Origin of the sequence: Arachidicoccus sp., from assembly GCF_050436765.1 — a bacterium.
Taxonomy (GTDB): Bacteria; Bacteroidota; Bacteroidia; order Chitinophagales; family Chitinophagaceae; genus Arachidicoccus.
The window spans coordinates 1-12,127 of the sequence record NZ_JBNQGD010000396.1 but is presented as its reverse complement, the minus strand read 5'-3'; the positions used below and the strand labels follow the sequence as shown (position 1 = coordinate 12,127).

The 12,127-nt window shown below is 39.1% G+C and carries 8 protein-coding genes and 1 pseudogene; all 9 read left to right on the top strand.

Features of this window, described 5'->3' with window-relative positions; translation table 11 throughout:
* Positions 1–1,226, top strand: a 1,226-nt coding sequence (locus tag ACQR30_RS16535) for a RagB/SusD family nutrient uptake outer membrane protein (RefSeq protein ID WP_429736862.1), incomplete at its 5' end; no start/stop codon positions are given.
* A 39-nt stretch (positions 1,227–1,265) separates the two neighbouring features.
* Complete coding sequence (locus ACQR30_RS16530; protein WP_429736861.1) at positions 1,266–2,042, top strand: hypothetical protein; 777 nt, start codon at positions 1,266–1,268, stop codon at positions 2,040–2,042.
* Positions 2,043–2,076: 34 nt separating this feature from the next.
* Positions 2,077–3,711, top strand: a complete 1,635-nt coding sequence (locus tag ACQR30_RS16525; RefSeq protein WP_429736860.1) for a DUF5008 domain-containing protein — start codon at positions 2,077–2,079, stop codon at positions 3,709–3,711.
* Between the two features lie 44 nt (positions 3,712–3,755).
* Positions 3,756–5,549, top strand: a complete 1,794-nt coding sequence (locus tag ACQR30_RS16520) for a DUF4983 domain-containing protein (protein WP_429736859.1) — start codon at positions 3,756–3,758, stop codon at positions 5,547–5,549.
* Between the two features lie 11 nt (positions 5,550–5,560).
* The gene (locus ACQR30_RS16515; RefSeq protein WP_429736858.1) at positions 5,561–7,504 is read left to right on the top strand and encodes a M60 family metallopeptidase; all 1,944 of its coding nucleotides are present in this window, start codon (positions 5,561–5,563) and stop codon (positions 7,502–7,504) included.
* A 45-nt stretch (positions 7,505–7,549) separates the two neighbouring features.
* Complete coding sequence (locus ACQR30_RS16510; RefSeq protein ID WP_429736857.1) at positions 7,550–9,283, top strand: LamG-like jellyroll fold domain-containing protein; 1,734 nt, start codon at positions 7,550–7,552, stop codon at positions 9,281–9,283.
* Positions 9,284–9,746: 463 nt separating this feature from the next.
* Positions 9,747–10,025, top strand: a pseudogene (locus tag ACQR30_RS16505) (hypothetical protein); the annotation flags it as partial.
* 75 nt (positions 10,026–10,100) lie between these two features.
* Entirely contained in the window at positions 10,101–11,528 is a 1,428-nt protein-coding gene (locus tag ACQR30_RS16500) for an alpha-L-fucosidase (protein WP_429736856.1), read from the top strand.
* A gap of 105 nt (positions 11,529–11,633) precedes the next feature.
* Positions 11,634–12,127: sugar-binding domain-containing protein (locus ACQR30_RS16495; protein WP_429736855.1), on the top strand; the 494-nt coding region annotated here is incomplete at its 3' end.

Below are 12,127 nucleotides of genomic sequence, written 5' to 3'. Positions count from 1 at the left end.
CTATTTTTGCCGGATCAGAGTCTACTTATTGGGGCTTCCCCACGATGTTGATTACAGCGTGGAGTTCCCTGTATAAGATGGTTTCGGCCGCTAATATCCTGTACGCTAAGGTGGATGAAGTGCCCGATCCTGCTTTCTCGGAATCTGCACGGAAAAAGTATAAGGCTGAGGCCGTTTATCTGCGCTCGCTTGCTTATTTCTATCTTGTCCGTCTTTTTGGCGATGTACCCTATTATACAGATGCCTACAATGCCACATCGTTACCTAAAACAAACCAGGTAACTATATTTCAGAATTGCGTAAATGACTTGGGGGCCGTTGTTGGTGATCTGCCGTGGACTTATACGGATCCGGCCAACATTGCTGTACGTGCCATGCGCGGAAGTGCTTTGATCGTGATGATGGAAATGAATATGTGGATGGCTGGCTTTGATAACGCCAATAAACTACAATATTGGACCAGTACTGATTCTTTGGGAAAGGAATTGATAAATGACAACCAAGGTGCTTATGCGCTTCTACCTATCGATAAATATCCTGTGATATTCAGAGGTAAGAGTAAGGAGGGACTTGTTGAGCTATCGCAAAATGCTAACTACGGAGAAAGCGGTTATGGTTTCGATGGCAGGAACTATAATATTTCTGGTTATGCGTCTCATAATCCTCCTGGTAGTACTTCGGGATATAGCTATTCGTATATAGGTTCGGACTATATGTCGAAACTTTACCCCCAGGCAGACCCTGACAGGAGAAAAGATTTATGGTTTCCTACTCAATACATTTATTCGGGTAATCAAATGTTTGAATTTTATAAATATTACGATTTCAGCCAAGCAGCAAATGGTTCCTATCCGATTGGCAGTTTGATGATACTGCGTTATGCAGATGCATTCCTGTTGCGCGCAGAAGCACTGGACGATCTTGGGCAAGAGGATGAGGCTACCGAGATGCTAAATATGATCCGACAGAGGGCTGGGGCAAAATTATACACCAGCAGTGATGATCAGTCTTTAAGTGATGCCATTTGGTACGAACGGGTGAAAGAGTTTATGGGTGAAGGAACATATTTCTTCGACCTGGTACGCACAGGGAAAATATTGGACGCCAAATATTGTCCATACCCGATAGAGGTAGAAGCATTTTATAAGGGTGCCTGGACCTGGCCGATTCCGAGCGATGCACAAGCCAATAATCCTTATCTGTCGTTGAACGGCTATTGGAATTAGATTTGGTTCTATGATAAATAATTAAAAAACGAAGAAGCGATGCGATACAGAATTTTCAGCAAGTTTTTGATAGTTGTTTTCCTTTTTTCTTTAGGAATTTGTTCTTGCAAAAAAGATACAAGTTATTATAAGGATTCTGGCACTATCAACCCCGTTTACAATGGCAATAGCTTAGACTACTTAAAGGCTAAAGGCTATCAGTTTGATTCGTTGGTAAAGATTATTCATCTTGCCGGCCTTGACGATGTGATAGCCCATGGGGCATACACATTCTTTGCCCCAGCGGACTCGAGCATTGCTCTATCAGTTCAGGTTTTGAATGCCAATCTTAAAATGACTGGCAAAGACACTGTTTCGGACTTAAGCCAGATAGATTCATCCGTTTGGCGCCAAACCTTGTCCATGTATATTTTCGATAGTGTAAGAAAAGTTGTGGATTATCCTCAACTTGATTTTAATGCCATTCCGTCTTTTCATGGGCAGGCATATACGTGTTATGGTGGGGTGAGAATTATGAATATCGGAGCGATATACGATGATGCCGCGGGGGTTAAATATGCCGGTTACCGACACTTGGTACTTTCCTATATTCCTAGTTACTCGGCGCCTCTAATTAATTGGATTAATGCAAATGTAGCGTCTTCAGATATATTAACCAGCAATGGGGTTATTCAGGCTTTGAGGTACGTTGGCGAGAAGGGTGTTATAGTTGTTGGAGGGAGTGTTATTACCTCCACGAACAGTGTTTATTTCGGTTTTGATCCTTATGTTTTTTATCTGAATGTCATAAACACCGGAATCGCACCAAGGGAATGATTTTATTGATTAATTATTTTATTATCTCAATTATATGTTTACAATATTTAAAACAAAGACCTTCGTTGCTGTATCCCTTATTCTTTTAACGGGGTTTGGTATTTTTGGTATGTACTCTTGCAAAAAATCTGATGGGCTGGCTTCTGATCCATACAACAAAAAGGTGCAGCCACTTATTAAATTTTTAGATGAAGACCCTAGTCCTGTCAGTGGTGTCGCAGGTGCTAAAGTTACTTTTTACATTGATGGTTTGCAAGGAAAGGATACAAGCAGTTTCCAGGTATTTATTAATCAGGAGCGTGCCGCAATTGTTTCTCTACAGGATACAGCCTTAATGGTTATTATACCACAAACGGCTAGCTCAGGAGCTATATCTATTTTAATTGATGGGCAGAATTATTTTGGACCAATCTTCCAAGTGGACGGCTATGTGCGCATAGATCCCACTTTTAGTGTAGGTACCGGTATAAATTCTGGTGGCGCTATTTATGATATCTATCAAAATAGCGATAACACTTTTTTTCTTACAGGGAGTTTTAATAATTACAATGGTCAAGCCACTACCACACAACCTATAAACGATATTGTAAAAATATCTAATGCGGGCGCTTATATAAATAGTACTAAAGCGGGCACCGGGATAGTTGGCGGCGATATTGCGAGTATGGTGTATGTAAGCGGGCAAAACTGTCTTGGGGGCTCTTACAATTATTATTATAATTTATCGAACATCAACAATATTACACGCATATCAAATACCGGTCAGTTGGATACGGTTTCAGTAAATCTGATCAATTTGGATCTTGACAATCATCCTGAAGATGACACCGCCTACCTACCTTCGTTTAATGGTGGTGTGAATGGCGTTGTCAATCATCTTTATTATGATGGCACCGGTATTGTAGCCATTGGCAGTTTTTATCAATATTTGGATTATTATTATTTAAGGTCAACTAAGGCCGGCTACGTGCAGGATCGATATAATGTAACGCAGTTTGTACGTATGACAACAGATGGGACATTAGATTCAAGTTATAATATCAATCCGGCGACAGGCTTGGGATATTCTGCGACCAACGGATATATAAATTCTTCAATTCAATTATCTAACGGAAAAATAATCATAGCCGGTAGTTTCACTTCGTTCAACGGAGCACACGCCGGACACATAGCCATGTTGGATGATGATGGACAGATGGATGCTACTTTTAATGCCGGACAGGCAGGAGCTGATGATATGGTATCTAAGGTTACCTATAATCCCAATACGCACAAGATTATGCTGATTGGCAGTTTTAAAAACTACAATGGTGTACCTGCGGCTGGTGTCGTTATGCTAAATGAAGATGGAAGCATCGATAATACTTTTCATATTGGTTCGTTTGTCGGCGGCTCGGCCGGTTTCGCTATAGAACTTTCCAATGGGAAGGTATTGGTAACTGGTAATTTCATTGGCTACAATGGCGTGTATAGGCAAGGAATGCTCTTTCTCAACCCTGATGGTTCTATGGCGGAGGGTTATAATAATATGGGTTCTTTTGTGGGACAAGTTGAGAAGGCTTATGAATCACCTACGGCATTTGGAACTTTTGGCGTCATCTTGGTTGGTTCATTCTCCTTAGTAGATAATCAATCGGTCAATGGGATTGTGAAATTAGAAGTGCAATAAAGAATGCGGGGTATAATGTTTTTAAATTTTCAAAAAATAAGGATATGAAATTATCATGGTCTAAATATAACAAATGGTGTAAGACCTTATTTGTTGCGGCGATGGGTGGTATAGTGTTGTCTTCTTGTAATAAAGGTGTTACTAATCTTTTAGGGGAGCCGAACAAGGATTTTGGGAAAGATACATCTAATGTAATACTGGGGATCCCCAAAGTATTATATATAATTATTGACGGAGCTCGTGGAGAAGCTATCCGGGACTTAGCACCGCAGAATCTTTTGCAAATAGCCAAGTCTTCTGTATATACATACAATTCACTAGATAATGCGGCCAATATCAACGCTATTAGCTGGACAGATATGTTGACTGGGGTAGACAGTTCAAAACACAAAGTCAGGTCAGCTGATTTTACAAACAATGATATAAATGCCTATCCTTCTATTTTTACGAGGTTAAAAGTGATAACGCCTAATAGTCGTACTGCGACTTTTGTTCGTTCGCAGTTATTGAACGACAATCTGCTTACCGATGCAGATGTGCATCAGGTTTTATCTTCTGATGAAGATGCCGTATCTGCTACAGTGAATGAATTGAACCAAAACGATCCGTCTTTGGTAATGGTGGAATTGAATAATGTAGATTCTGTAGGTAAACAAAACAGTTATCAAAGTGATGATGTGGCTTATGCGCAAGCAATTCAACAAGCTGATAACGAGGTAGGCGTGTTACTAAATGCCATACAATCCAGGCCCAGTTTTACCCGAGAAAACTGGTTAGTCGTGATTGCTTCGGGCAAAGGTGGTCCTCTGCCGTATACCGTAGGTACGGACACCACTTTGTATAACAATTCCAAAGGAAATGGGTTTATTTATTTCTATAATCCGAAGTTTACACTTTCTTTTTATGCTAAGCCTGACGTAATACCTTATGTAGGTGCTGCTCCTATTTATACAGGTAGCTTTGTAGCTACGACTCCATCTGCTACGACAGCAGATTATGATATTAACGCAATAACGGAGATGACTATTTCTTTTAAATTGAAAATGTTGCAATACGGAACATTAAATCCTGGCATTGTTGTAAAAACAGGAAGTTCGGCAAACTCTTATAATGGCTGGTGGTTTTGTCATAATGGATCAAACGGGTCTATCCGCTTTGTGGTGCGCGGATCCGGTGGCACTCATTCGGGCACCAATAATACGCTCACCACCACAGCAGGCTATCAGGTATTAAATGAATGGCATACATACACAGGTAAAGTTTATTTTGGAACAGATAGCAAACGATATATGCAGCTTTATGCGGATGGTCTTCCCGTTAATGCTACACCCATTGATATCAGCAATCTGGATGCTACAGCAAATCATACTGCCAATAATATTACAACTGATTTTCCATTAGGTTTGGGTCTTATCGGAAGTTACGCAGGTGGTACAACCAAAGAAATGGTAACAGACCTTAAGATATTTAATATTGCGCTTCCAGATTATGTGATAGCTGAAAATGCCTGTAAACTTGGGGTGGACAGTACCAGCCCCTATTTCAGCCATTTAATAGGTTATTGGTCGGGGACCGACGCAGATGGACAAATAGTAAAAGATTTTGGACCTAAAGGGAATGATATGTCATTTAAAAACCCGCCCAGCAGTATTTGGAATCCGTTTAGCGATGCTTCTAACAATGTTTGTCCATCCGTAAGTTCTGCCTATTTAAATGCGAATCCGAAGGGACTAGATATTCCTTATCAGATTTATCAATGGCTAGGTGTGAATATTTCATCATCATGGGGTTTGGATGGTAGATCCTGGCCAGCCAACTATAACTTGAAACAAAACTAGTATTAAAATCTATGAACGAATATTATAGAGATATGACAAAGAGAAAGACAATTCATATTGTAGCAACTGGCTTGCTGATTTTGCTGTTAAGTAGTTGTAAGAAATACGGCTACGATTTCGCAAATGGTTATCCTACCTATACAGCAGATAGCTCTACCATTACTGTGGACACTTCTATGTCTGTGCCCGATTATAGTATGTATGCTCAGGCTTCCATATTTCCCGGTGTTGTGGGTGATGATGCACCCAGGTTGACGAGCTATCCGGTTACGCTTAATTTGGATTTCATAAAAAATCCGAGCCAGTTGCGGATGGCCGTTTTACCACAAGCACAATTAAGCACCGGCTTATATGCGCCTACGGGCGAGCCGATCACAGTGGACGTTCCAGCTAATGTGTATGGATTGACTGCACAGATAGGTTGTTGGACGGACAATCTCACTGCTAAGGATGCTGCCAATCCGGATGCTATTAAGCGTGAGCCGATAGTATATACTGTAAAGCAATTGTTCCCTGGCCGTAACTACATACGTAGCCCTTTCGGCGGGCCTATCTATGTTAATTCACCATTTGCTACCGGCCAGTCAGTAACATTAAAATTCTCTGGCGCTTGTAAAATGACCGACTTCATTTTAGGTCAAACAGATGAAAATGCTTGGCAAGATTCCATAAAGAATTCCAAAGTGCCTTGGTTTGAGCTTCGCGCACCCCACATCATCTTCACCGTAGAAACAGAAAAAGCGCAAAGAATAGGAATAACTAAACTTCAGCTTTTGATGCAAACCTGGGAGGATATTTTTAATAAAGATTATTCACAATGGGAAGGATTGTCCGATAATCCAACTGACCCAATTGATCAAGCAGCAGGTTTACCTTGGCGTGTGGTAGCAGATATTGATCCTGTTGTGGGATATGGGCATAACGGATATCCCGTAGTTATTCAAGATGATGACCACTGGTTTAAAAATCTTACAAATGTAGATGTTATATTAGCCTCGGGTGACTGGGGTGTTTTGCACGAAGTTGGGCATAATAACCAGCAAAGTAATTGGAGCTTTAGCAATATGGGAGAGACAACCAATAATTTATTTAGCTTTAAAACTGGTAATCGATTGGGATACAGACCTCATCAGGATTATTCTAATGCACTTGCTTTCGCGGCAAAAATAGATGCTTCTAAAAATTTCTTGACTGACCCTTCTTTGAGTAACGACCCTATTGGTAAATGTGCGTTTTATCTACAGATATTTGATAAGTTTGGCTTTGATTTTATGACAATGCTCTACACGCGTACGCGTCATGCCATACATACATCCAATAATGATCAAGACAGAATTGATTTTGTATATGACGCAATGTGCGACTTTACACATTTGAATATGCTACCCTTCTTTAATGCCTGGGGATTAAGGGTAAGTCAACAACAGCAAGATATAGAAACTGCAAAAGGTTATCCGTATTTACATAAAAAAATATGGTTGTATGATCCTCAAACAAGGACTGGCGGTGACGATCCTATTCCTGTAATATACGATGATTATGCCCGTACAGATTGGCAAGCCATTGATATAAATAATGATTATGATATTCCCACTGGTAGATCTCCCCAAAATTTGCTGGATGGCAATCCAGCCACAGTATGGCATATGTCAAAAACTCATGGTTATCCACATACGGCAACTATTGATATGCAAGAAGTGCACATGATAGATGGCTTGTCATATGTACAAAGAGAGGCATCTGATGCGGTAAAAAATGTTGAAATATTAGTAAGCAATGATAATGTAAACTGGACAAGCTTAGGCAATTTTGTTTTTAGCGATGCTTTGGGGACGCAGCGAGTTGACTTCGCAAATAGGCAGAATTGCAGATATTTTAGAATAATTTGTAATTCTGATTATGCAGGAAATAACTTTACTGCGTTGGCAGAATTGGGTGCATATAGCGAGCAATAAATTAATGAAAATAACTTTACATTGAATAAATTTAATTAATATATAATGAATTTGCAATCAATAAAAATTCGATGGATTTGGCTATTAATAATAGCGGTAATGGTGACACAATCCTGTAAAAAATTTGCGGACCCGGCACCGATATTTGAAAATTATGGTAATGACTCGACGGGAGCAAAAACGCGCAAAGTCCTTATCATCGGTATCGACGGGTTTTCTGGTGCGGACTTGGAGGCTGTCAAACCCACATTTCTGAATTCCTTATTGGAGCATAGTAAATACACATTTTCCCTGTTAAAAGAAGGAGTAAATAATGATGTGTCAGGATGGAAGTCTGTAGCTACAGGTACTTCTTACGCCACACACTTAACCAGCGATAGTAGTTTTTCGCCCATAGGTGATCAAAATGATCCAGACGGGGCATTGCCCGACCCGAATAATATATTCTATTATTTGATTAGATATAAACCTTTGGACAAATCATTGCTTATTACACCTTGGGGTAACTTGGCTAACTTATTGCTAAGAGGGGCCAATAAAACTGTTGTCGCACTTGATGACAAAGAGGTGAGGGATTCGGCGGCAAGCCTTTTGACTAACACCAATCCCGATCTGAGTATTCTAGATTTCAACGAGATAGCAGTCGCTGGCAAGCAATATGGATTCGGCGTGAATAATGCCCAATATAAGGCTGCCATCCAGAATGTTGATGGTTATATCCAGGATGTAATGAAGGCAATTAAAGCGCGAAAAACGTACAATAAGGAAAGTTGGTTAATAATGATTGCTTCAAATAAAGGACCAGACGGACTAAATCCTAATCAAGGGTTTCTGATGGCATATAATGATAATCTTACAAAAGAAGAGGTACTTCCCAATGGAGATTATACCCCTATGTATTCTACCGCTAGCGCATCTTCAAGTACGCCAACTGCATCTGCAGCTGATTATGACATTCAACCTACTACTGAGATGACTATTTCGTTTAAACTTTTGGTTCAGCAATATGGAAGCTTAAATCCAGGTATAATTTTGAAAACTGCTAGTTCGGCTAATTCAAATCAGGGCTGGTGGTTTTGCCATAACGGTTCAAACGGTTCAATTCGATTTGTTGTGCGTGGGACAGGGGGCACTCATTCTGGTACGAATAATACCATCACCTCAACTGCAGGATATCAAGAATTGAACGTATGGCACAGCTATACCGGCAAAATATATATAGCAGGTGGGAAAAGATATATGCAATTGTATATCGATGGGGCACCATCTGATAATGCCCCAATAGATATTACCAATCTTAATTGTACTACCACAAGCCCGTTGCGTGTGGGTATTCCGGGAAGCTATAATAGTGGTACAACTAAAGAAACCGTAACTGATCTGCGTATCTATAATGTGGCATTGCCAGATGATGTCATTGCACAAAATGCATGTAAAATGTATTTAGACGAGGATAGGGATGCTTATTACTCCCATTTGATCGGTTATTGGCCCAGTAATGAATTTACGGGGACTAAATTGTATAATCGGGCTCCAGGTTACAGTAATGATTTAATGACGATGAGTGCTGTTCCTTGGGGGGTAAACCCGCTAGCGGGTAATTATTTGTGCTATACCAGTCCTTATCCTTACGACCCTAGTAAAACATATTCTATTCTGGCGCAAAGTGCAGATGTCGCAGTAAATGCGTTGTATTGGCTGCGATTAGATATAAAAGCGGATTGGGATATGGATGGAATAAACTGGATCAATAACTTTGAAATTGAATATGTGCAATAATCGTTTTTAGGGAAGATGGACAAGGGGAAAACCTTTTTTTGGTTGTCCATTTTTATAAAATTTATCTTTATGACAGAAGAAATCTATGATTTGCACTCTGGGAATGACTTCCATTTTTTGCAAATTGTAACATTTACCCTGTAAAAATGTTCAAAATGACCGGTGCTCTTGCCATACCCTTGACTTAGTTTTGACCTTGGTAAAACGGTGAAAATGGTGAGGTGAGCTTTTGTTTTGGGGCAGGTATTAGTTCTGTGGCGGCCTAATTCGTGAATACAACAGTAAACAAACTTGGCGCAGAGATAACAAAGTACTTGTATCTTCTCAGAGGAATATCTCAGCACTTGGTAATGGAGTTCAGCTCACATTCAATAAGAATGTTATTGGGCGCAGTGGGGTATATATTCCCCAATGAACGTGATATTGATTTGCGGCTTATAGGAATGATTCTGTTAAGGTTTGGACTAATGTTCCTTCCACGCTTATGATTAAACATATTGGAAGGAGATCGTATAAAATATCTGTCGCAGATCCTTCACAAACAGCATCTTCCATTTTTGTATATGCAGAATTCCCAGGCATTTCAGGAATACGGTTTATTGAGGTTAGATTACCGTCTGGTAATTTTGCAGGCCAATCTGCCGCGGCAATAATTTCAAACCATAGCAATAAATATGTAGATATCAATAATACAATAATAAAGACTATATCAAATCTGAACCCTGTAGCTGATGTTTACTAAAGCAATTAATATCGAGGCATTTTTAGGGTAGATAAACGGCAAGCATTTTATTAGAATTATAGTAAATTAATAGGAATGAAAATGAAAAAAATGGTGTTGAGCGTTATGCTCGCAGGTTGGGTGGTTGGTTTAAAAGCACAATCTGTAAAAAAAGATACCATTCCTCTGCTTCATGGTGCGCACCATATTGGCAAGCGGATGGATGCTGATATGAATCGCTGGAGAGGTTATGGTTTGGGACAATTTATTCATTGGGGGTTGTATTCTGTTCTAGGGGGAGATTATAACGGTAAGCATTATAACGGCGCCGCTGAATGGATTCGTTCTTGGGGTGAATTGCCGCATTCGGTATATGATAGTCTTTACAAAAAATTTGACCCAAAAGAATTTGATGCGAATAGGTGGGCGGTCATGGCGAAGCAAATGGGGGCGAAATATGTGACTATTACCACTAAACATCACGATGGTTTTTGTTTATGGCCTACAAAATATACCAGTTATAATATTAGTAATACACCTTATAAAAAAGATATTCTTAAGCAACTCGTAAATGCTTATACGAAGGCGGGTATTGACGTTTATTTGTATTTCTCCATTATGGATTGGCACAATCCTGATTGGCGCTACGATTTAAAATCGACGGCGGACACAATTGCTTTTGATCGTTTTAAATTGTTTGTCAAAAATCAGCTGGAGGAGCAGTTGAAAATGTATCCTCAAATAAAAGGTTTTTGGTTTGATGGTACCTGGGACAATAGTTGGAAAAAAAGTGGTGCGTTTTCAGACTCTTTAAATCAAGATCTAAAAAGAATTCATCCAGGTTTAATCATTGGAAGCCGTTTACGTGCAGATGATTATGGTAAAAGACATTTTGATAGTAATGGGCGATTAATGGGCGACTATGAGCAAGGCTGGGAAAGGACAATCCCGTCGGATTTTGCTGCTACACATGGTAACGATTGGGAATGTGATATGACAATTCCTGAAAATGGTTGGGGTTATGCAAAAAAATGGATGGGACACTGGAAGACGCCGAACGAATTGATAGAAATGTTGGCAAAATGTGTATCGCTTGATGGCAATTTCGTATTGAATTTTGGCCCTAAGGCTGACGGAACTTTTAGGCAAAAGGAAATTGATGATGCAAAAGTAATTGGCAACTGGATGAAAATAAATAATGAGGCTATATACAATTGTGGTTACGTCAATTGGTTAAAACAGGACTGGGGCTATTATACGCAGAAATTGAAAAAAGATAATGAGATTTATATGATTGTTTTTAACGTGCCTGTTTCCGGAGCGTTGAGAGTTTCATCTCCAAAGAATACGGTTATTAAGAAAGCTTATCTGCTTGATGGACACAAAGAATTGAGTATTGAAAAATTAGATGGCTTAGATACCTTTATTCATTTACAAAAAACTGGACAAAAGCAACCTTTTGTTATTGTGTTGGAAACTCAAAAGGGTGCTCAGTCAGAAGAAGACGAAAATAAACATATTTAGACAATATTTTTTTTGGTCGGATATTAATTTCTAAATTAAATTTTAATTCTACAATTTTAAATTCGCTTTGCTTGTCAGTTTCAAAATTTGTATAATTTAATAATAATGATAGTTAAGAAAAAGTGCATTTGGATAGGTGTAATACTGTTTTTTGGAGCTCAATGTGTGAAGGCTCAAAGCAATCAAGTTGTCTCTTCGGGTAGACAGATTATTTCTTTCAATAAAGATTGGTTCTTTAAAAAAGATTTGATTCAAGATAAAAAAGAGTTGAAAAGAGATAGTTGGCAAAAAGTAAGTATTCCACATACTTGGAATGCAACTGATATGCAGCTGGGAAAGGGTTTTTATGTCGGAAGCGCTTCTTACGAAAAGAAATTTTTTGTTGATAAAAATTTGGAAACAAAAAGAATTTTTATTCGCTTTAGTGGAGTAGGGCAAGTAGCAAAACTATATATCAATAACAGGTTCATTGGCGAACACAAAGGTGGATATTCTGCTTTTTGTTTTGAAATTTCAAAGTCATTGAAATACGATACAATCAACACTTTTTTAGTAAAAGTAAACAATACTCTAAGAAAGTATCTTATTGCTATACAGTC

Coding starts and splice junctions, on each gene's coding strand:
- ACQR30_RS16510 (WP_429736857.1), top strand. CDS start 7,550: ATGAATTTGCAATCAATAAAAATTCGATGGATTTGGCTATTAATAATA.
- ACQR30_RS16520 (WP_429736859.1), top strand. CDS start 3,756: ATGAAATTATCATGGTCTAAATATAACAAATGGTGTAAGACCTTATTT.
- ACQR30_RS16530 (WP_429736861.1), top strand. CDS start 1,266: ATGCGATACAGAATTTTCAGCAAGTTTTTGATAGTTGTTTTCCTTTTT.
- ACQR30_RS16515 (WP_429736858.1), top strand. CDS start 5,561: ATGAACGAATATTATAGAGATATGACAAAGAGAAAGACAATTCATATT.
- ACQR30_RS16525 (WP_429736860.1), top strand. CDS start 2,077: ATGTTTACAATATTTAAAACAAAGACCTTCGTTGCTGTATCCCTTATT.
- ACQR30_RS16500 (WP_429736856.1), top strand. CDS start 10,101: ATGAAAATGAAAAAAATGGTGTTGAGCGTTATGCTCGCAGGTTGGGTG.